Annotated in this window: 16 protein-coding genes and 1 pseudogene; 9 read left to right on the top strand and 8 right to left on the bottom strand. The window is 72.2% G+C overall.

Features of this window, described 5'->3' with window-relative positions:
- Positions 1 to 72: 72 nt before the first annotated feature.
- Entirely contained in the window at positions 73 to 573 is a 501-nt protein-coding gene (locus tag ACFVX6_RS35520; protein WP_389698601.1) for a DUF6912 family protein, read from the bottom strand.
- Positions 574 to 1,064: 491 nt separating this feature from the next.
- Here ACFVX6_RS35520 and ACFVX6_RS35515 point away from each other — a divergent pair, with 491 nt between their 5' ends.
- Positions 1,065 to 1,664 (top strand): Rv3235 family protein, encoded by a 600-nt coding sequence (locus tag ACFVX6_RS35515; protein ID WP_389698599.1) that lies wholly within the window; start codon positions 1,065 to 1,067, stop codon positions 1,662 to 1,664.
- Between the two features lie 103 nt (positions 1,665 to 1,767).
- Here the strand turns inward: ACFVX6_RS35515 and secA are convergent, their stop codons facing one another.
- A complete protein-coding gene (gene secA, locus ACFVX6_RS35510) occupies positions 1,768 to 4,545 on the bottom strand; it encodes a preprotein translocase subunit SecA (protein ID WP_389698597.1) in 2,778 nt (925 codons plus the stop codon).
- A 240-nt stretch (positions 4,546 to 4,785) separates the two neighbouring features.
- Between secA and ACFVX6_RS35505 the strand changes: the two genes are divergently transcribed.
- The gene (locus ACFVX6_RS35505) at positions 4,786 to 5,379 is read left to right on the top strand and encodes a GNAT family N-acetyltransferase (RefSeq protein WP_389698595.1); all 594 of its coding nucleotides are present in this window, start codon (positions 4,786 to 4,788) and stop codon (positions 5,377 to 5,379) included.
- A gap of 9 nt (positions 5,380 to 5,388) precedes the next feature.
- Complete coding sequence (locus ACFVX6_RS35500) at positions 5,389 to 6,564, top strand: winged helix-turn-helix domain-containing protein (protein WP_389698593.1); 1,176 nt, start codon at positions 5,389 to 5,391, stop codon at positions 6,562 to 6,564.
- Between the two features lie 102 nt (positions 6,565 to 6,666).
- Here ACFVX6_RS35500 and ACFVX6_RS35495 read toward each other — a convergent pair whose 3' ends face one another.
- The 6 genes from ACFVX6_RS35495 to mtrA all read right to left on the bottom strand — a co-directional run bounded on the left by ACFVX6_RS35495 (position 6,667) and on the right by mtrA (position 14,274).
- Entirely contained in the window at positions 6,667 to 7,395 is a 729-nt protein-coding gene (locus tag ACFVX6_RS35495) for a response regulator transcription factor (RefSeq protein WP_250751046.1), read from the bottom strand.
- Positions 7,396 to 7,685: 290 nt separating this feature from the next.
- Positions 7,686 to 8,387 carry a ribosome hibernation-promoting factor, HPF/YfiA family gene (gene hpf / locus ACFVX6_RS35490; RefSeq protein WP_389698591.1) on the bottom strand — a complete coding sequence of 234 codons (702 nt, stop codon included), beginning with the start codon at positions 8,385 to 8,387 and terminating at the stop codon, positions 7,686 to 7,688.
- 280 nt (positions 8,388 to 8,667) lie between these two features.
- Complete coding sequence (locus tag ACFVX6_RS35485) at positions 8,668 to 9,537, bottom strand: ComF family protein (protein ID WP_389698605.1); 870 nt, start codon at positions 9,535 to 9,537, stop codon at positions 8,668 to 8,670.
- Between the two features lie 130 nt (positions 9,538 to 9,667).
- Positions 9,668 to 11,509: an LpqB family beta-propeller domain-containing protein gene (locus ACFVX6_RS35480; RefSeq protein ID WP_389698589.1), complete on the bottom strand. Its 1,842-nt coding sequence runs from the start codon at positions 11,507 to 11,509 to the stop codon at positions 9,668 to 9,670.
- Positions 11,499 to 13,583 carry an MtrAB system histidine kinase MtrB gene (gene mtrB / locus ACFVX6_RS35475; protein ID WP_389698587.1) on the bottom strand — a complete coding sequence of 695 codons (2,085 nt, stop codon included), beginning with the start codon at positions 13,581 to 13,583 and terminating at the stop codon, positions 11,499 to 11,501. The genes ACFVX6_RS35480 and mtrB overlap by 11 nt, the downstream gene beginning before the upstream one ends.
- Position 13,584: 1 nt before the next feature.
- Entirely contained in the window at positions 13,585 to 14,274 is a 690-nt protein-coding gene (gene mtrA, locus ACFVX6_RS35470; RefSeq protein WP_274552971.1) for a two-component system response regulator MtrA, read from the bottom strand.
- Between the two features lie 253 nt (positions 14,275 to 14,527).
- On the opposite strand from mtrA, the gene ACFVX6_RS35465 reads away from it, so the two are divergent.
- The 6 genes and pseudogenes from ACFVX6_RS35465 to ACFVX6_RS35440 all read left to right on the top strand — a co-directional run bounded on the left by ACFVX6_RS35465 (position 14,528) and on the right by ACFVX6_RS35440 (position 21,084).
- Positions 14,528 to 15,745 (top strand): glycerophosphoryl diester phosphodiesterase membrane domain-containing protein, encoded by a 1,218-nt coding sequence (locus ACFVX6_RS35465; protein ID WP_389698585.1) that lies wholly within the window; start codon positions 14,528 to 14,530, stop codon positions 15,743 to 15,745.
- A gap of 7 nt (positions 15,746 to 15,752) precedes the next feature.
- The gene (locus tag ACFVX6_RS35460; protein ID WP_389698583.1) at positions 15,753 to 16,415 is read left to right on the top strand and encodes a DUF4129 domain-containing protein; all 663 of its coding nucleotides are present in this window, start codon (positions 15,753 to 15,755) and stop codon (positions 16,413 to 16,415) included.
- Positions 16,416 to 16,915: 500 nt separating this feature from the next.
- Positions 16,916 to 18,145: pseudogene (locus tag ACFVX6_RS35455) on the top strand (DUF4350 domain-containing protein); the annotation flags it as partial.
- A complete protein-coding gene (locus ACFVX6_RS35450; RefSeq protein ID WP_389698581.1) occupies positions 18,142 to 19,104 on the top strand; it encodes an AAA family ATPase in 963 nt (320 codons plus the stop codon). The pseudogene ACFVX6_RS35455 and the gene ACFVX6_RS35450, both read left to right, overlap by 4 nt.
- Positions 19,104 to 20,414, top strand: coding sequence for a DUF58 domain-containing protein (locus tag ACFVX6_RS35445; RefSeq protein ID WP_389698580.1), 1,311 nt, complete (start codon positions 19,104 to 19,106; stop codon positions 20,412 to 20,414). The genes ACFVX6_RS35450 and ACFVX6_RS35445 overlap by 1 nt, the downstream gene beginning before the upstream one ends.
- A gap of 73 nt (positions 20,415 to 20,487) precedes the next feature.
- Positions 20,488 to 21,084: a Uma2 family endonuclease gene (locus ACFVX6_RS35440; RefSeq protein ID WP_389698578.1), complete on the top strand. Its 597-nt coding sequence runs from the start codon at positions 20,488 to 20,490 to the stop codon at positions 21,082 to 21,084.
- Positions 21,085 to 21,220 lie beyond the last annotated feature (136 nt).

Here is a 21,220-nt window from a genome sequence, read left to right as displayed (position 1 = left end):
CGGGCGTCGGGACCACCAGCGGGGTGCCCTCGGGTGCCGGGTTCTCGGGTGCCGGGTTCTCGGGTGCCGCACTCACTTCAGCAGCCCCGGAATCTCCTGGACCCCGAACCACAGCAGCTCGTGGTCCTCGGCTCCGTCGACGGTGAAGCGCGCGTCCTCGTCGCCCCCGTCCGCGGCCGGGACGGCCGCCACGGCGGCGCTCACGTCCTCCAGGGCCTCTTCGGCGTCCACGTGCACCGCGGCCGCCACGGAGAGCCGTACGGCCCCGGCGAGGGCCACCTGGCCGAGCGTGGCCTCGTCGACGCCGGGGGTGGCGGTTGCGGCCTTGTCGTCCACGTCGAGGGCCACCACGACCCGCTTGCGGGGCGCGGCCCCGTCCTCGGCGATCATCCGCAGCGAGGCGGCGGCGGCCCTGGTCAGGGCGGCGTACTCCAGCTCCTCGATGTCGTCCGAGACGTACCACTCGCGCAGTCCGGGCGTGACGGCGTACGCCCGCAGCGGAGCCGGGCCCAGCTCACCCGCCTGGTGCGCCTCGGCGAGCCCGGGCAGGGTCAGGGGGACGTACACGCGCATGGCCGGCTGCTTTCGATAGTCGGAAACGCCCCCAGGATACGACCGCGACCCGCCTCTTCCCCTACCTGCTGCCCCATCGCCCACGCCGTCCAGGGACCCCGTGGCTTCCGCGCACGGCACCGAGAACCGCCCGGGCCGTCCGAGGCCCGCACCGGGTGGGGCCCGGGTTCCGGCTCCGCCCGGACCTGAGGCCGGGGCCAGGTTCCGGCTCCGCCCGGACGCGGGGGCCGGGCCCCGGTCCGGACTCCGTCCGTGACGGCCCGCGTCCCCCTTCGGGGTGCCGCCGTAGGGCCCGGCGGCGTCCACTTCGCTCCCGGCGGGATCCGGGGCGGGGCCCGGGGCGGCCGGGGACCGACCCGGATAGGTGAAGGCGGGCCGGGCGCGGGGCGCCCCGCGGCGCCGTTGCGGAGCGTGTTCGCAGCCCCGTAGAAGTCCCTACGAAGTTACCGCCCGGTACCGATCCGGGCGGCCCGAACCCAGGGACGGCCGCGATGCCCACCAGCACCCCCCACACCACCGAGAGCACCACCGGAAGCACCACCGAGCCCACGAGCCCCGAACCCACCGGGCCCGGGCCCGCCCGGCGCCTCGCGCCCACCGGGAGCGCGAGCGGAAGCCTCCGCACGGTCGGCAGCGCCGGTGCCGGCACCGGCCCCGGCCGCGGCTCCGCGAGGCCGGCGAGCACCGGCCCCGGCACCGCGAGGCCCGGCCGCCGCCACGACCGGCGCCGGCCGCCCACCGCCGTCCACCGCGGCAGCGGCCCGCACCACTGGTTCGCCGAACGGCTGCTCGCCGTCCTCAGCGGACGCCGCCCCGTGCACTCTCTGATCGGCCACACCATCGGGCCGGCCTACGACCAGCTGATCACCCTCGCCCCCGCCGACCCCCCGCACGAGCGCCCGTACGACGCCCGCCGGCTCAGCCCCGTCCTCCACGGATGCGGCCGCTTCACCCCCGGCCCGGGGGTCATCGAGGCCTTCGCCCGCATCGCGACGGGCGACCGCCTCACCGCGCTGGCCTTCCGGCTGGAACAGGGCCCCGACCTGCGCTGGCGCTGCGCCGCCGTGGAACTCCACGGCCCCCGCCCATGACCCCGGCCGCGGGCCCGCGCGCCCGCCCGCGAACGCCGCCGGGGCCGGACCCCACGCACAGCGTGGTGTCCGGCCCCGGCGGTGATCCCGCGAACGTCGCGGGTTACTTCTTGCGGCGACGGCCGCCCGTGGCCTTCGCGGCCTTACGGCGCTCCGCGCGCGTCATGCCGTCGGAGTCGTCACCGGAATCCGCGTCGAAGTCGCCCTCGACGACGCCGCCCTCACCGTCGACCGTGGGCGCGGAGAAGTGCAGCCGGTCCGGGCGCTGCGGGGCGTCCAGACCCTTCGCCCGGATCTCCGGCTTGGTCAGCGACGGACCGGAGTCCGAGACCAGGACCTCCTCGACCTGCTGCTCGACCTGGACCTCCAGGTTGAACAGGTAGCCGACGGACTCCTCCTTGATGCCCTCCTGCATGGCGTTGAACATGTCGAAGCCCTCGCGCTGGTACTCGACCAGCGGGTCCTTCTGGGCCATCGCCCGCAGGCCGATGCCCTCCTGCAGGTAGTCCATCTCGTACAGGTGCTCGCGCCACTTGCGGTCCAGCACCGACAGCACCACGCGCCGCTCCAGCTCGCGCATGATCTCGGAGCCGAGCGTCGCCTCGCGGGCCTCGTACTGCTCGTGGATGTCGTCCTTGACGGACTCCGCGATGAACTCGGCGGTGATGCCCGCGCGGTCGCCCGCGGCATCCTCCAGCTCCTCCACCGTGACCTTGATCGGGTAGAGCTGCCGGAAGGCGTTCCACAGCCGGTCCAGGTCCCACTCCTCCGCGAACCCCTCGACCGTCTCGGCCGTGATGTACGCGTCGATGGTGTCGTCCATCATGTGCCGGATCTGCTCCTGGAGGTCTTCGCCCTCCAGCACCCGGCGGCGCTCCTTGTAGATGACGGTGCGCTGGTTGTTCAGCACCTCGTCGTACTTCAGGACGTTCTTGCGCGTCTCGAAGTTCTGGGTCTCGACCTGCGACTGGGCCGAAGCGATGGCCCGCGTGACCATCTTGTTCTCGATCGGCACGTCGTCCGGCACGTTCGCCATCGACATGACGCGCTCGACCATCTGCGCCTTGAACAGCCGCATCAGGTCGTCGCCGAGCGACAGGTAGAAACGGGACTCGCCCGGGTCGCCCTGTCGGCCGGAGCGGCCGCGCAGCTGGTTGTCGATACGGCGCGACTCGTGGCGCTCGGTACCCAGCACGTACAGCCCGCCGAGGTCCTTGACCTCCTCGAACTCCGCCTTCACGGCCGCCTCGGCCCGCGTGAGCGCCTCGGGAAGGGCGTGCGCCCACTCCTCGATGTGCTCCTCCGGGTCCAGGCCGCGCTGGCGCAGCTCGGCCTCGGCGAGGTCGTCCGGGTTGCCGCCGAGCTTGATGTCGGTACCGCGGCCGGCCATGTTCGTGGCGACCGTGACGGCGCCGCGGCGGCCCGCCTGGGCGACGATCGTGGCCTCACGGTCGTGCTGCTTCGCGTTCAGCACCTCGTGCGGGATGCCGCGCTTGGAGAGCTGCTGCGAGAGGTACTCGGACTTCTCGACCGACGTCGTACCGACGAGGATCGGCTGGCCCTTCTCGTGCTTCTCCGCGATGTCGTCGACGACGGCGGCGAACTTCGCGACCTCGGTGCGGTAGATCAGGTCCGCCTGGTCCTTGCGGACCATGTCGCGGTTGGTCGGGATCGGGACGACACCGAGCTTGTAGATCTGGTGGAACTCGGCGGCCTCGGTCATGGCCGTACCGGTCATGCCCGACAGCTTCGAGTACAGGCGGAAGAAGTTCTGGAGGGTGATCGTGGCAAGGGTCTGGTTCTCGTCCTTGATGTCCACCCCTTCCTTCGCCTCGATCGCCTGGTGCATGCCCTCGTTGTAGCGGCGGCCGGCGAGGATGCGGCCGGTGTGCTCGTCGACGATCATGACTTCGCCGTCGATGACGACGTAGTCCTTGTCGTTCTTGAAGAGCTCCTTGGCCTTGATGGCGTTGTTGAGGTAACCGACGAGCGGGGTGTTCACCGACTCGTAGAGGTTCTCGATGCCGAGCCAGTCCTCGACCTTCGCGACACCGGTCTCGTGGATGGCGACGGTGCGCTTCTTCTCGTCGACCTCGTAGTCGCCGGTCTCCTCGATGCCCTTGAGGGGCTGACCGGGCTCGCCCTTGGTCAGGCGCGTGACCAGCTTCGCGAAGTCGGCGTACCACTTGGTGGCCTGGTCGGCCGGGCCCGAGATGATCAGCGGGGTGCGGGCCTCGTCGACGAGGATCGAGTCGACCTCGTCGACCACGGCGAAGTTGTGGCCGCGCTGGACGAGCTCGTCCTGCGACCACGCCATGTTGTCGCGGAGGTAGTCGAAGCCGAACTCGTTGTTCGTGCCGTACGTGATGTCGGCGGCGTACTGCTCACGGCGCTGCGCCGGAGACATGTTCGCCAGGATGCACCCGACCTCAAGGCCGAGGAACTTGTGCACCCGGCCCATCATCTCGGAGTCGCGCTCGGCGAGGTAGTCGTTCACCGTGATCAGGTGGACGCCCTTGCCGGACAGCGCGTTCAGGTACGCGGGCAGCGTGCCGACGAGGGTCTTGCCCTCACCGGTCTTCATCTCGGCGACGTAGCCGAGGTGCAGGGCGGCGCCGCCCATCATCTGGACGTCGTAGTGACGCTGGCCGAGGACGCGCTTCGCGGCCTCGCGGACCGTCGCGAAGGCCTCGGGCAGCAGGTCGTCCAGGGTCTCGCCGTCCTGGAAGCGCTGCTTGTACTCGTCCGTGAGCGCACGCAAGTCGGCGTCGGAGAGGTTGACGAAGTCCTCTTCGATGGAGTTGACCTGGTCCGCGATGCGGTGCAGTTTTTTGAGGATCTTGCCTTCGCCTGCACGCATGAGCTTGTTGAAGACGGACACCGAGGTTTGTCTCCTTGCCGGTCGGGCCTGGCACTGTTTTCGTGCACGGGCACGGAGGGTGGGCCCCACCGCAACGGCCATCGTAAGCGAGGACGCGGTCGCGTCGGGAGGTCCGCACTGCCGCGGGGCTGGACTGCCCGGAAATGAGAACGTGCGAGGGGCACCGAAGGTGCCGGTATGGGCGGTCCCTCTTCCGGAAATCGCTTCGCCGTCACCGTCCTCCCACAGCAGAATCCATCCATGGAGCCGACCACGCTGACCACCGAGCGCCTCGTCCTGCGCCCCCACGTCCCCTCGGACACCGGCGAGGTGTACGCGGCCTGCCAGGACCCGGCGATCCAGCGCTGGATCCCCGTACCCGTCCCGTACGGTCGCGCGGACGCCGAGTCCTACGTGGCCAAGGTCCCGACGGGGTGGCGCGAGGACTCCGAGTACGCATTCGCGGTCCGCCTCGGCGCCGACGGCCCGCTGGTCGCCACCATCGGAGTCATGCAGCGCGGCCCGAGCGCGCACGAGGTCGGCTTCTGGACCGCCCCGGAACACCGACGCCGCGGCTACCTGGCCGAGGCCCTGCCCGTCGTGGCCCGCTGGGCCTTCACCGAGGCCGGCTGCGTGCGGCTGATCTGGCGCGCCGGCGTCGGCAACGACGCCTCCCTCGCGGTGGCGGAGAAGGCCGGCTTCGTCATCGAGGGCGTCCAGCGCGCGGGCATCGAAATCCGCGAGACCCTGCGGGACTGCTGGACCGGCGCCCTGCTCCCCTCGGACCTGGAGCTGCCCTCCCGCCTCCCGTACCTCCCCTCGCCTGTCAGTGCCACTGTCAGTGCCACGCCCTAGGGTTCCGCCATGACGCCCTCGCCCTCGCCCACCCTGTCCCTGTCCGCCGACGAGGCCCGCCGCATAGCGCTGCGCGCACAGGGCTTCCTGGGCGCTCCGGACCGGCGCGGCGGCGTACGCGGCGTCCTGCGCCACCTGGGCGCCGTCCAGCTCGACACCATCTCCGTCCTGGCCCGCTCCCACGAACTCGTCCCGTACGCGCGCCTCGGCGCGGTCGGGCGCTCCGCCGTCGAAGCCTCGTACTGGTCGGAGAACCACGCCTTCGAGTACTGGTCGCACGCGGCCTGCATCCTGCCGATGGAGGAGTGGCCGCACTTCGCCTTCCGCCGCCGGTCCCGCAAGGCCCGCGGCCACCGCTGGCACGTCCTGGCCGACAAGGACCGCTCCACGAAGACGGTCCTGGACCGCCTCACGGCCGAGGGCCCCCTGACCTCCACCGAACTGGGCGGCGCCAAGAACGGCGGCGAATGGTTCGAATGGTCCGAGACGAAGATCGCGGTCGAGTGGCTCCTCGACATCGGCGAGGTCGTCTGCACCGAGCGCCGCGGCTGGAAGCGGGTCTACGACCTCCCCGAGCGGGCCGTCCCCGAAGCGCTGCTCCACGACGACTTGGACGACCGCGAGTGCAAGCGCCGCCTTGTGGCCCTCGCCGGGCAGTCCCTGGGCGTGGGCACCCGCTCCGACATCGCGGACTACCACCGCCTGAAGAACCAGGACTTCGACGAGGTGGTCGAGGACGCGGGCCTGGTCCCGGTGGAAGTGGAAGGCTGGGGAAAGCCGGCCTGGGCGGACCCCTCGGCCCTGTCCGCCCTCCCCCGGGGCCGCCACCGCACGACCCTGCTCTCCCCGTTCGACTCCCTGGTCTGGGAACGCCCGCGCACGGAGCGGATCTTCGGCTTCACCCACCGCCTGGAGGCGTACGTCCCCAAGCCCCAGCGGATCCACGGCTACTTCGCGATGCCCCTGCTGGCCGGAGGCCGCCTCCAGGGCCGCGTGGACCCGGCCCGCGAGGGCACCACCCTGGTGGCCCGCCAACTCTCCCTGACCACCCCGAAGGCAGCCCGCCCCATGGCCGAAGCCCTCCGCGAAGCCGCCACCTGGGTCGGCTGCGACACGATCCGCATCGACCGCGCGACCTCTCCTGCGGAAGCGGAAGCAGTCACAGCGGAACTGTCCACCTTCTAAACCCCCGACTCCGCCAGTCCCTTTCACCCGAGCCCCGGGCTCTTCAGCCGTCCGGCGTTTGAGGACCGGGGTCGGGGGCGGAGCCGAGGCCGGGGCCGCCCCCTACCGAATCTCGAGGATCTTCTCCCGCATCGCGTACACCACCGCCTCCATCCTGGAGTGCAACTGCAGCTTCTCCAGAATGTTCCGCACATGGTTCTTCACGGTGTTCTCGGAGATGAACAACTCCTTCGCGATATCGCGGTTGTTCATCCCGGTGGCCACCAGCTTCAGGACCTCGAGCTCCCGATCCGTCAGCCGCGGCGCCGGCACCAACCGCCGCTCGTCCGTCCGCTGGATCATCGACTTGAATTCCGTCAGCAGCTTCGACGCCATCGACGGACTGATCTGCGACTGCCCGTCCGCCACCGCCCGGATCGCCGTGGCGACCTCGTCCGTGGAGATCTCCTTCAGCAGGTACCCGGTGGCCCCCGCCTTGATCGCGTCGTAGAGGTCCGCCTCCTCGTCGCTGATCGTCAGCATGATGATCTTCGCGGAGGGCGCCACCTCCTTGATCGAGGTGCACGCCTCGATCCCGCCGCGCCGCGGCATCCGCACATCCATCAGCACGATGTCGGGCAGCAGATCCGCCGCCTTGTCCACGGCCTCCGCCCCGTCACCCGCCTCGCCGACGACCTGGATGTCCTCCTCCTGCGCGAGGACGATCTCCAGCCCGCGCCGGAACAGCGCATGGTCGTCGACCACGAGCACCCGGATCGGCTCTGCCACCCGATCCTCCTCACGGCAGCCCGCACCGTTGTCATCGCGCACCGGCCCGAAGCTGTCGGCCATCGTTCCTCCCCCTGCACCACGGTGCTGAGCTGCTGGGTCAATCCGACGAGAGCGGCCGCCGGCTGACTGCCCGACATGATTCCATGCCCGAGTAACCGAACGGAGGCCGACGGTTACCGGCCGACCCATACAAGCCACCGTTTCGCAGCCGTCACCTCACACGAGTGCCCCCGCGCCCGCCTGGGCGAACGCGGGGGCACCACACCGGCACCGCACGAACATCCGGATTCAGCCCGGAATCAGTCCGGATCCAGTCCGGAATCAGTCCGGATCAGTCCGGAATCAGCGGCTCAGCCTCCGAGCGCGCCACCCGCTCCCGCGCCGTCGAGCCCGCCTGAGCTGGAGGCGGCGTCAGAGGCATTGAGGTGGATCACGCCGTAGTCGTAACCGTGGCGCCGGTAGACGACGCTCGGCATCTTGGTGTCGGAATCGACGAACAGATAGAAGTCGTGACCGACCAGTTCCATCTCGTACAGGGCCTGGTCGAGCGACATGGGTGCGGCCGAGTGGGTCTTCTCGCGAACGATGAGCGGGCCTTCGCCCTGCACTTCCAGCGATCCGATCCGCATGGTCGGAACCGCGTCCGCCTTCTCGCCGTTGACGGGCTCACCGTTGCCGTTGAGGGTTGCGGCGTCCGGCACCACGTCGGCGACCTCCGCCGCCGAGATGCGGCCCGCTCCACGGCGGGTGTAGCGCTTGTCGTGCTGCTTGCGCAGCCGGGCCTCCAGCTTGTCCTGAGCGAGGTCGAGCGCCGCATACGGGTCGGCGGCGGCGGCTTCGGCGCGAATCACCGGGCCCCGCGAACGCAGGGTGATCTCCACGCGGTCGGAACGGTCGGCCTGGCGCGGGTTGTGCTCCTTGGACACCTCGACGTCCAAGCTGATCACCTTGGCGTCGAGCTTCTGGATCCGCTCCGGATTCAGCTTCTCGGCCACGTGCTTGCGGAACCGGTCGGGCACCTCGGTCTTACGGCCCTTGACGACGATGTCCACGCAGAACTCCGTTCCCGGATAGCTCCGCCTCAGGGGCGAAGCGTCTCCCTTTCGCACCAGACCCCGGTGAACACCGGAGCCTCGGACTTGGCGACTTCCACCTCCTCCTCCCCCATCGGCAAGATCTACACCCCACCGACTTCGGAGTCGAGGGACAACCTCTGACACGAAGTTTCAGAAACGTACAGACGCTCGAAACGTGCGCTCCGATGCGTGGGGCCCAAGGTTCGCCAATTCCTTACAACCGAACATATCCCTCTATGCCGGTTGTCGGCACCCGCTACCGGAACGTACCTCCGTTCAGGTGGCCGTTCCCTCTTACTACCTGCAACGATGCGCCTTCCCTTCCAGTTCCAAATCTATTCACACGTTTTTGGTCTGTCCGAGTTGCAACCCGGCCGGGACGCACGAAGGAGTCCGCCGGCGCCGCCACCACGGCGGCCACCAGAGGCACAAACCCAGTCGCCCCCTCAGCCGCCCCGCCCGGCGCCCCGATGCCGGCCGCGCGCAGCGCCCGCGCCGCCTCCACCAGGGTGGATCCGGTGGTGACGAGGTCGTCCACGATGACGATCCGGGCCGCCCACGCCGTCACCCGGCCGGCGCCGGGCCGCGCCTCCAGGGCCCCCGCGAGGTTCTCCCGGCGCTGTACCGCCCCCAGGCCCGCCTGGTCGGCCACCGCCCGCCGCAGCCGCAGTACGGGCGTCACGCGCGCGGGCACGCCCTCCCGCCGCAGCCGCGCCGAGGCGGCCAGCGCGATCCTGCGCGCCGGATCGTGCCCGCGCGCCCGCACCCGGTGCCGCGCGGAGGGCACGGGAACCAGTGCCACACCCCCTGCCCCGGCCCCGCCCGCCCCACCCGCGCGGACCGCAGCTGCCAGGGCCGCGCCGAGGACGGCGGCCAGCGGCAGCGCGCCGCGCTCCTTGTGGGCCAGTACGACGGCCCGTACGGCCTCCCGGTACGCGGTGGCCGCATGGACCACGGGCAGCCCCGCCGGGCACGGAGACGGCCGTACCGGGCCCGCCCCGGCCCCACTGAGCGCCGACCGGCAGGCTCCGCACAGCACCGCGCGCCCGGCGCCGCAGCCGGCGCACCCGACCGGCAGCACGAGCCCGGCGAGCTCACCGGCCAGCACCCGCCACCACTCCCGCATGACGTCCACCCTGCCGGGCGCGGGCAGCACTCCACCACCCCTGTGGACAACCACGGACAACGCAGCTCACCGCGGTCCGGGACCCGGCCGGCCCCGACCGGTCCGCCCTCAGGCAGCCCTGAGCCGGCCGTCAGCCCGGGTAGACCGGAGCCTGCCCGCCGGCCACCACCGTGCGCCACTGCGCCCCCGGCGGCAGCCACACGATGCCGTCCTCCAGCGACTCGGCGACCACCGGCTTCTTCTCGTCCTCGCTCGCGGCCACCGCCACAAGCCCGGTGGCCCCGGGGAGCCCCGCCCCGACCATCGAGCCGTCGGCCAGCAGGTAGCGGGCCTGTACGACCATGCCGCTCTCCCGGCCCACCACCAGCAGCCGGCCCCGCGGCGCCCAGCTCATCGCCGCCACATCCGCCAGTTGCGGACCGATCGGGCGCAGCTCGCGCACCGAGACCGCGGAGACGTCGCCCTTCACGTCGGGCCGCTCGACCCGCCCGATGTACAGGTACTTGCGGCTCTCCCGCTGCACCAGCAGCGCGATCCGCACCCCGTCGGGGGAGATCTTCACCCCCGTGATCCGCCCGCCGGCCAGCCCGGACACCTCGACCCGTTCGGGGGTCCCGGTGCCGCCGGGCAGCCGCCACAGCGTCGGGTCCTGCGGGTCGGGGTCGGCGACCCACAGATCGCCCGCCGCGTCCCACGTCGGCGTGGCGAGCCCGTACGGCTTGGCCCCCTTGCCGGTCAGCAGCGATGGCGGCATCGCTCCGGCGGTGGTCAGGTTGACCACGTGGAGCCCGTGCCCGTCCTCGGAGACGACCGCGGCACGCTTCTCGTCGTAGGACACGGCGGCGGAGCCCACCTTGAAGGCCGGGTTCCCGGACAGCGGCCCGGGGACCGGTGTCGGCGGGGCCTGCTCCTCACGGTTGGGGTCCAGGTTCAACCGCTGCAGCCGGTTCTCGGCGTCCACGTAGTACTGGTGGCCGGGCGAGGGAGGCCGGTTGGCGAGCACGGCCGCGTCCGGCTCGGGCACCTGGCAGCGCGGGGTTCCGTCGGAGCGCAGGACGTCGACCCGGTCGACCCGGGAACCCGTCAGGTCCTTGACGGTGTAGAGGAGTTGGGTCGCCATCCGCTGACACTGCGGCTCGTCGACATCGTCCGCGTTCTTGTTCAGGGGCACGCGCAGCGTGTTCTGACTGTCGATCGAAAGGGACTTGGTGCCATCGCGCAGTTTCGTACCGGTCGGGAAACTGGAAGTGACCACCGGTCCGAGCCACTTGGAGGGGCCGTCCAGCAGCGAGGTGACGGTCTGCGTGGTGGGGTCCATCCGGGAGTCGGGGTCGCTGCGCTGGCGCACGTAGACGGGGTCGGCGACGAGCGTGGAGCCCGCGAAGTAGTACTTGTTGACCGGCCGGTAGATGCGCTGGAAGTCGGACTCGCTCAGGACCAGGCTGCTGGGCGGGGTCGCGATCCGCCACTGGTTGTCCTTCTGCGTGAGCTGCAGGAACTCCTCGTAGCGCCCGTCACCGGTCTCCGGCTGGTACGCGCTGCGCTCGTCCACCGTGGCCAGCATCTTGCCCGCGATCTTGAACCGGGGCGCCGCCGGATCCTTCTCGCCCTGTACGGAGAACCGGTCGAGGCCGGCGGAGAGCACGGTGACCGCCGCTCCGGGCTTCCAGTTCTTCGCCGCTTCGTCGGTGAGGTACTTGCGGGCGGTCTGGAGCTGCGGATCATCGCTGGTCATGGCCTCCAGGAAGCCGTCGACGATCTCCTGCGGACTGGCCTTGTCGGCCGGCGGCACGCCGAACACGCGGACCTGCGAGTCGACGCCCTGGGAGGCCTCCACGGGACGGACCTCGCCGTGGTCGGGCATGGAGGCACAGCCGGCGAGCAGCAGCCCGGCCGCACCGAAGGCGCAGGCCCTGAGAACGCCGCGGGCGCTCGGCGCGAGGCGGCGCGACCGGCCCGGCTCAGCGCCCATGCGATCCACCCGCTCCGCCTGATCCACCCGCTCCGCCGGTCCCGCCGGTTCCGCCCGCTCCACCGCTGCCACCCTCTCGGTCGGTTGCTCCCGCCGTCCCGCCGGACCGCGTGCTCGCCGCCCCGCTCCCGGAACCGTGTCCCTGCTCCGTCGGCCCCGGCCGGGTCACGACCCGCGCCCCGTTGCCCGGCAGTGCCGTCGGGTCGGCCGGTACCGGCACCGCACCCGCGACGGGCGACCTGGGCGGCATCGGCGACCGGTCGCCGCGCCCCGCCTGCTGCGCCTGCTGCGCCCGCTGCCCGGCGGCCGCGGAGCCCTCCGCGGCCGCCCTGGCCCGGTTGGCCCGGGAGTCCTCGGGCTCCAGCGGGATCGGCGATCCGCGCAGCGGCTCGTCGGCGGTGCGCGGCAGGGTCAGCCGGAACTGCGAGCCGCCGCCGGGCTCGCCCCACGCCTGGAGCCACCCTCCGTGCAGCCGGGCGTCCTCGACGGCGATGGACAGGCCGAGGCCGGTACCGCCGGTCGTGCGCGCCCGCGCCGGGTCGGCGCGCCAGAAGCGGTTGAAGACGCGGGTGGCCTCGCCGGGCTTGAGCCCGACTCCGTAGTCCCGTACGGCCACGGCGACGGCCCCGCCCGCCGAGGCGAGCCGGACGACCACGTCGCGGCCCTCGCCGTGCTCGACGGCGTTGACCACGAGATTGCGCAGGACCCGCTCCACGCGCCGGGCGTCGGCCTCGGCTATCACCGGCTGGGTGTCCCCGAGGACGCGGATCCGGGTGTTCTTGTGCTCGGCGAGCGGCTCGGCCGCGTCGATGACCCGGCGCACCACGGCCCGCAGGTCGATCGGCTCCGCCTCCAGGGCGGCGGCGCCCGCGTCGAACCGGCTGATCTCCAGCAGGTCGGCCAGGAGCGACTCGAAGCGGTCGAGCTGCCCGGCGAGGAGCTCGGCGGAGCGCGCGGTGATGGGGTCGAAGTCGGCGCGGGCGTCGTGGATGACGTCCGCCGCCATGCGTACCGTCGTGAGCGGGGTGCGCAGCTCGTGGGAGACGTCCGAGACGAAGCGGCGCTGCAGCCGGGAGAGGTCCTCCAGCTGCTGGATCTTGTTCTGGAGGTTCTGGGCCATCTTGTTGAAGGCCTCGCCCAGACGGGCGATGTCGTCCTCGCCGGTGACCTTCATCCGCTCCTGGAGCCGCCCCGCCGAAAGCCGCTCGGCGATCCCCGCGGCCATCCGGACGGGGGTGACGACCTGGCGCACGACCAGCCAGGCGATCCCGCCGAGCAGCACCACGACGAAGAGCCCTGCGGTGGCGATGGTGACCTTGACCAGGTTGAGGGACTCCTCCTCCTGGGTGAGCGGGAAGAGGTAGTACAGGTCGTACGGGTCGCCGTTGATGTCGGTGAGCCGCTTGCCGATGACGAGCGCGGGCTCGGGCAGCTTGTCCCCGGCGTCGGTGTAGCGGATCTGCGAGAAGGTCTTGAAGGCGCCGGTCGCGTGGTTGACGTTGCGGCGCAGCCCCAGCGGGACGCTCGCGGTCGGGTCCACGTTGCCCGAGGCGCGGGCTCCGCGGACGCCGAGGGCGCCCCGACCGGCCGGCTGGTCCTCGCCGGTTCCGGTGCCGGCGCCCAGCGCCGCCACCTCGAAGGCACTCTGCCCGCCACTGGCGAGCTGTTTGACCAGGGAGTTCATCCAGGTACTGGCGTCGCGGCCGACCTTGTTGTCGGAGGCGTCGGGCCCGTCCGCCGTATAGGGCGTGTTGGCCTTCTCCTGTGCGACCGCGAAGCCGCCCGCGGCCTGGCTCTGCGCGGCCTCCTCCTTGGCGTCGAGGAGGCCCTTGCTGACCTGTGCGATGACCACGAACCCGAGGGCGAGGACCACGGCGAGGGAGATCAGCAGGGTGGCGGCGACCACCCGGAGCTGGATGTTGCGCCGCCAGAGCCGGACAGCCGGAAGCAGCGGCCGGCGCACGAGGCGTACGAACAGCCGCAGCACGGGGCCGCCGGGCGCTCCCTCATGGAGCAGCCGGCCGCCCCGCAGCGCTCCCCAGCGGGAGCGGCCACGGGGCTTGCCGGGTGTCATGTCAGCTCGGTCCGGCCTTGTAGCCGACCCCGCGCACGGTCACGACGATCTCGGGGCGCTCCGGGTCCTTCTCGACCTTGGAGCGCAGTCGCTGTACGTGCACGTTGACCAGGCGGGTGTCGGCCGCGTGGCGGTAGCCCCAGACCTGTTCGAGCAGCACCTCGCGGGTGAAGACCTGCCAGGGCTTGCGGGCGAGCGCGACCAGCAGGTCGAACTCCAGCGGGGTCAGGGCGATCGAGGCGCCTTCCCGCTTGACCGAGTGCCCGGCCACGTCGATGACCAGGTCACCGATGGTCAGCTGCTCGGGCGCGGGCTCCTCCGAACGGCGCAGACGGGCCCGGATGCGGGCCACCAGCTCCTTCGGCTTGAACGGCTTGACGATGTAGTCGTCGGCCCCGGACTCCAGGCCCACGACCACGTCCACGGTGTCGCTCTTGGCGGTGAGCATGACGATCGGTACGCCCGACTCGGCGCGGATCAGCCTGCACACCTCTATGCCGTCCCTACCGGGCAGCATGAGGTCGAGCAGCACGAGATCCGGCTTCGCCTCCCGGAAGGCAGCCAGTGCCTTGTCACCGTCCGCTACGAACGACGGCTCAAAACCTTCTCCACGCAGCACAATGCCGAGCATCTCGGCCAGCGCGGTGTCGTCGTCGACGACAAGGACGCGTCCCTTCATGGTTGACATCATCCCATTAGCTAATCGTTACCCGGCGGTGAGCTGTCCCACAGCCAAAGGGGCTGGAAATCGCCCCTCGGACCTGCGTGGAGATCAGGGCGCCCAGTGTGCCCCGGATCCGGCCGTCACACGAAGGCAGGTACGTCCCGGGATCCAGGAGACCCCTGGTCCGTTCGGGACGTCTGGTCCGTTCGAGGTTGTCACATGGCACGATGGCAGCCGGACCAAGCGCCCCGCACCCCGCAGTGCACGTGAAGGAGCGACGATGAACGACTCTCCGGGCTGGGCTACGCCCGGATCCTCCCCGTCCGACGGTGAGGGCTCCCACGGTACGCAGCCGCCCGCGGGCGGTTCCGGCGGCGATTCCAAGTGGTCCGCCGAGCAGCCGCCCCCCGGCCAGTGGTCGAGCCCGACCCCGGGCCAGACCCCGCCCAACCCGCAGCAGCAGCCGCCCGCGGCCCCGCAGCCGGGCGCGGGCTGGGGTACGAACGGCAACGGCAACCCCGGCGGCTGGGGCGGCCAGCCCCAGGCGGTGAAGCCCGGCGTGATCCCGCTGCGCCCGCTCGGGGTCGGCGAGATCCTCGACGGGGCCGTGACCACCATGCGCAAGCACTGGCGCGCGGTACTGCCCATCACCCTGGTCGTGGCCGTCGTCGTGCAGCTGGCGAGCGTGCTCATGCAGAAGTACGCGTTCGGTGACGTCGTACTGGACCAGTCGAGCGACGCACCCCTGGACGAGCAGATCGACGCCCTCGGCTCCTTCGTGGGCATGTCCGCGGCGGACGGGTTCATCCAGCTCGTCGGAGCCATCGTGGCCACCGCGATGCTCACCATGATCTTCAGCCGTGCCGTGCTCGGCCACGGCTCCTCCATCGGCACCGCCTGGCGCGAGGCCCGCCCGCAGCTGGCCCGGCTGTTCGGCCTGACCCTCCTCCTGGGCCTCGGCTCGGCCCTCCTCTTCGCCGTACTGGTCCTGCCCGGCGCCCTCGCCGGACAGGCCGCCCTCGCCGCCCTCGGCGGTCTCGTCGCCCTCGGCCTGATCCTCTGGCTCTGGATCAGGTTCTCCCTGGCCTCGCCCGCCCTGATGCTGGAGAAGGCGACGGTGCGCAAGTCCCTCGTCCGCTCCTCGAAGCTGGTCAAGGGCTCCTGGTGGCGGATCTTCGGCATCACCGTGCTCACGGGCATCATCACGACCTTCGTCGCGGGCCTGATCGTCCTCCCCCTCACCCTCCTGGGCGGCCTGGTCTTCGGCGGCGGCTTCGAAGGCATGGCCGACGGCACCGGAACCACGAGCTGGGGCTACCTGATCGTGGCGGCCATCGGCGGGGTCATCGCACTGGCGATCACCATGCCGATCCAGTCGGGCGTCACGGTCCTCCTCTACGTCGACCAGCGCATCCGCCGCGAGGCCCTCGACCTGGAACTGGCCCGGGCGGCGGGCATCGAGAACTACGGCACGACCACGCCGCCGACCGGAGGCTGACGCGGGAATGAGGAGCACGGGGGGCCTGCTCACACCACCACCCACCCCACCCATCACCATCGGCCGTGAGGCCGCCCGCGAGGCGGCCCGCAAGGAGCTGTCCGAGCCCGCGTACCACCAGAACGACCCGGGGCTGTTCGAAAGGGCCCTGAACCGCTTCTGGGAGTGGGTCGGGGACCTCTTCGACCGCGCCTCCGGCGCGACCCCGGGCGGGGCCCTCGGCCTGCTGGCCGTCGCCGTGTTCGCGCTCCTCGTCATCGCCGCCCTGTGGTGGCGCTTGGGCGCCCCCCGCCGTACGGCCTCCCGCGCCCCGGGCACCCTCTTCGACGACGGCATCCGCAGCGCGGCGGACCACCGCGCCACCGCCGAGGCACTGGCCGGCGAGGGCCGCTGGAGCGAAGCCGTCCAGGAGCGCATGCGCGCCGTGGTCCGCTCCCTGGAGGAGCGCACCCTCCTCGACCCCCGCCCGGGCCGCACCGCGGACGAGGCGGCGGCCGAAGCCGCCGTCTCCCTCCCGTCCCACGCCACGGCGCTGCGCACGGCGGCCCGCACCTTCGACGACGTCACGTACGGCGCCCACCCGGCCACCCCCGAGATGTACGCGACCCTCACCACCCTGGACCAGGCCCTGTCCCGCACCAAGCCCCTCCTGACGGGCCCCACCCCATGACCCACCCCACCCCGCCACCCCCCAACTCTCCCGACCCGGAGCCCCCCACCGAGGACGCCCTCCCGGCCCCGGCTCCAGTCCCCACCCCGGAGCACCCCACGACGGGCACCTCAACCCCGACCCCGGCCTCGGGCCCGGCCGCAGTCCCCGCCCCGGAGCACCCCACCCCGGGCACGGCCCCTGCCACCGGCACCTCGGGCACGGCCTCGGGCCCGGACGCAGTCCCCGCCCCGGAGCACCCCACCACGGGCACAGCGCCTGCCACCGGCACCTCAGCCCCGGCAGAGACCGCGGCCTCTGCCGGGGCCTCGGCCGCGGCCTCGGGCCACCCCACCTGGGTCACGGCCCACGGGACGGGCCACCCCACCGCGGGCGCAGCCCCCACGCCCCCCGTCCACGCGGCAGCGGGCAGCGCGGGACGCCCCACCGGGGCCACCGCACCCACCGCCGCCCCGGCCCCGGCGCCCGGCGGAGCCCTCGTCACGGCGTCCGGCGGGGCCGCCACGCGTCCCCGTACAACCGCCGGAGGCGCATCGCCCCGGGACCTCTGGACCCGTTCCCGCGGGTTCCTCGTCGCGCTCGCAGTGCTCCTCGCCGCCGGGCTGGCCCTCGCCGCCCTGAACTCCGGTGCCCGGCACGGCTACCTCGACCCCCGCTCCGCCGACCCCTTCGGCAGCCGGGCCGTGGCCGAGCTACTCAAGGACCGCGGGGTCAACACCCGAGTCGTCACCACCGCCGCGGAGGCCGCCGACGCCGCCGGCCCCGACACCACCCTGTTGGTCACCGACCCCGACCGGCTCGGGGAGACCCAGCTCCGCGACATCCGCTCGGCGATCGACCTCTCCGGCGGCCGGACCGTCCTGCTCGCCCCGAGCACCCTCAGCCTCCCCGCCCTGGCCCCCGGCACCCGCATCGACGACGGCTCCCCGGACGCGAACCTCGACCCGGGCAGCACCTGCACCCTCCCCGCCGCCACCAAGGCGGGCCGCGCCTCCACCGGCGGCGGCCACCGCTACACCACCGGCACCACCGGCAGCACCGGCACCCCCGGAGCCACCGGCTGCTACCCCAGCGCCGGCCACCCCACGCTCCTCGTCCTGCCCACCGGCATCCGCGGCGGCGACACCGTCCTCCTCGGCTCCGAGGGCATCTTCCTCAACAAGACCCTCGCCGACGAGGGCAACGCCGCCCTCGCACTCCAACTCCTCGGCTCCCGCCCGCACCTCGTCTGGTACCTGCCGTCCCTCGCCGACGGCAATCCCGACGACGCCGAAGGCAACGGCACCGGCGAGGAGCAGAACTTCCTCGACCTGATCCCCGCCGGCTGGAGCTGGGCCCTGCTCCAGCTCTTCCTCGCCGCCGCCGTCGCCGCCCTCTGGCGCGCCCGCCGCCTCGGCCCGCTCGTCACCGAACGCCTGCCCGTCCTCGTCCGCGCCTCCGAGGCCACCGAGGGCCGCGCCCGCCTGTACCGCAAGGCCGGCGCCCGCGACCGCGCGGCCACCGTGCTGCGCGCCGCCGCCCGCGAACGCCTGGCCGCACTGGTCGGCGTACCGGCCGCCCGGGCCCACGACCCGGCCTCCCTGGTCCCCGCGGTCTCGGCCCGCCTCACGGCCGGGCCCCCGCACGACCCGGACACCCTGCTCTTCGGCACGACCCCCACCACCGACGCGGCGCTCATCGCGCTCGCCGACCACCTCGACGCCCTCGAAAGAGAGGTCCGCACCTCATGACGGCCACCACGGACAGCGCCCGCTCCGCCCTGGAGGCGCTCCGCACCGAGATCGGCAAGGCCGTGGTCGGCCAGGACTCCGCCGTCACCGGTCTCGTCGTAGCCCTCCTCTGCCGCGGCCACGTCCTCCTCGAAGGCGTCCCCGGCGTCGCGAAGACCCTCCTCGTACGGGCATTGGCCGCCTCCCTCGAACTCGACACCAAGCGCGTCCAGTTCACCCCCGACCTGATGCCGAGCGACGTCACCGGCTCCCTCGTCTACGACGCCCGCACCGCGGAGTTCTCCTTCCAGAACGGCCCGGTCTTCACCAACCTGCTGCTCGCCGACGAGATCAACCGCACGCCCCCCAAGACCCAGTCCTCCCTCCTCGAAGCGATGGAGGAGCGCCAGGTCACCGTCGACGGCACGCCCCGCAAGCTCCCGGAGCCGTTCCTCGTCGCCGCCACCATGAACCCGGTCGAGTACGAGGGCACGTACCCCCTGCCCGAGGCCCAGCTCGACCGCTTCCTCCTGAAGCTCACCGTCCCCCTCCCCTCCCGCGAGGACGAGATCGGCGTACTGACCCGCCACGCGGCCGGCTTCAACCCCCGCGACCTGCACTCCGCCGGCATCCGCCCGGTCGCCGGCCCCGCCGAACTGGACGCCGCACGCAAGGCCGTCGAGGCCACCAGCGTCTCCCCGGAGATCACCGCGTACGTCGTCGACATCTGCCGCGCCACCCGCGAATCCCCCTCCCTCACCCTCGGCGTCTCCCCGCGCGGCGCCACCGCGCTGCTGGCCACCGCCCGCGCCTGGGCCTGGCTCACCGGCCGCGACTACGTCACCCCCGACGACGTGAAGGCCCTGGCCCTGCCGACCCTGCGCCACCGCGTCCAACTGCGCCCCGAGGCCGAGATGGAGGGCGTCACGGCCGACGCGGTCATCACCGCGATCCTCACCCACGTCCCCGTCCCGCGCTGATGGCGTTCACCGGACGCGCCGCCCTGCTCGCGGCCCTCGGCAGCATCCCCGTCGGTATCCTCGGTCCGAGCTGGGCGGGGATGCTGGCGGTCAACGCCCCCATCGCCCTGGCCTGCGCGATCGACTACGCCCTCGCGGCGCCGGTCCGCCCGCTCCAACTGGCCCGCTCCGGCGACACGTCGGTACGCCTCGGCGAATCCGCCGACGTCCACCTCACGATCACGAACCCCTCCCCCCGTGCGCTCCGCGCCCGGATCCGCGACGCCTGGCCCCCGAGCAGCTGGCTCCCCGGCACCGAAGTCGCCGCCTCCCGGCACACGTTGACGGTCCCGTCAGGCGAACGTCGCCGTCTCACCACCCACTTGCGGCCCACCCGCCGCGGCGACCGCCAGGCGGCCCGCGTCACGATCCGCTCCTACGGCCCGCTCGGTCTCCTGGCCCGCCAGGGCCACCACACCGTCCCCTGGACGGTCCGCGTCCTGCCGCCCTTCACGAGCCGCAAACACCTCCCCTCCCGCCTGGCCCGCCTGCGCGAACTCGACGGCCGCACCAGCGTTCTGACCCGCGGTGAGGGCACGGAGTTCGACAGCCTGCGCGACTACGTACCGGGCGACGACACCCGTTCCATCGACTGGCGGGCCACCGCCCGCCAGAACAAGGTCGCCGTCCGGACCTGGCGCCCGGAACGCGACCGCCACATCCTGATCTGCCTCGACACCGGCCGCACCGCGGCCGGCCGCGTCGGCGACGCCCCGCGCCTCGACTCGGCGATGGACGCGGCCCTGCTCCTCACCGCCCTGGCCACCCGCGCGGGCGACCGCGTGGACCTCCTGGCCCACGACCGCCGCCCCCGCGCCCAGGTCCAGGCCCGCTCGGCGGCCGACACCCTCCCCGCCTTCGTGAACGCGATGGCCACCCTCGAGCCGGAACTGGTCGAGACGGACTCCCGCACCCTGGTCTCCACCATCCTGCGCAGCGCCCCGCGCCGCTCCCTGGTGGTCCTCCTGACCAGCCTGGACGCGGCCCCCGTCGAAGAGGGCCTGCTCCCGCTCCTCCCCCGCCTCACCCAGCGCCACACGGTCCTGCTGGCATCGGTCTCCGACCCCCACGTGGCGGAGATGGCCGCGTCCCGCGGCACCCTGGAAGCCGTCTACGAAGCCGCGGCGGGCACCCAGTCCCAGTCCGCCCGCCGCCGCACGGCCGAACAGCTCACCCGCCACGGCGTCCACGTGGTCGACGCCACCCCGGACACCCTGGCCCCGGCCCTGGCCGACGCCTACCTCGCCCTGAAGGCCGCCGGCCGCCTCTGACCCGACCGTCCTCCACGGAGACGTACCGTCCCGATCTGGATACGCTGGGCGCGGCACCCACCAGGAGGACACCATGGCCGACCTCACCCCGCAGCAGATGCGCCGCATGCACGACTTCGCGGAGCAGCTCTCGGAGCTGGCCGAGCACCAGGAAGACCAGTGGAAGGTGCAGACGACCGAAGGTCAGATCTCCCTCACGATGATGAGCCCCACGGCTCCCCACGGGCTGAACGTGGTGCGGCTACGCCGTCAGATCGAGGCGCAGACACCCGAGGTCATGGCTCTCAACGACACCAACATGGGCGATCCGGTGACGGGCCTGACCAAGGTCCCCGACCTCATGGTCATCGCCGAGGAAGACACCGACGACACTGCGAAGGTGGTCAACTCGCGTGATGTCCTGATGGTGGTGGAGGTCGTCTCAAGGACGAATTCCCTCACCGACATCTGCGACAAGGTTCACGACTACCCGAAGATGGGCGTCCCGCTCTACGTCGTGGTGGACCCCCGCAAGGACAAGAAGACCGCCACGGTGCACAGCGACCCCTCGGAAGGACCCGACGGCATCCGTTACCGCAAGACGGTCCCGCACTCCTTCGGGGACACCGTCGTCGCCGGCCGCTGGACGCTCGACACGAGCAGCCTCAAGAGCTACCCCGCCGACTGGTAGGCCCCGACCAAATCCAGAGGGACCGGGCCTCGAAAGGGCCTGTAAACGCAGAAAAGCCCCGCACCGAACCCTTGAAGGGCTGGTGCGGGGCTTTCCCACAATGATTGTTCGGCGGCGTCCTACTCTCCCACAGGGT

It is taken from the genome of Streptomyces sp. NPDC058289 (assembly GCF_042880975.1).
GTDB classification, from domain to species: Bacteria; Actinomycetota; Actinomycetes; order Streptomycetales; family Streptomycetaceae; genus Streptomyces; species Streptomyces stoeckheimensis.
This window is presented reverse-complemented; position numbering and strand designations above follow the sequence as displayed.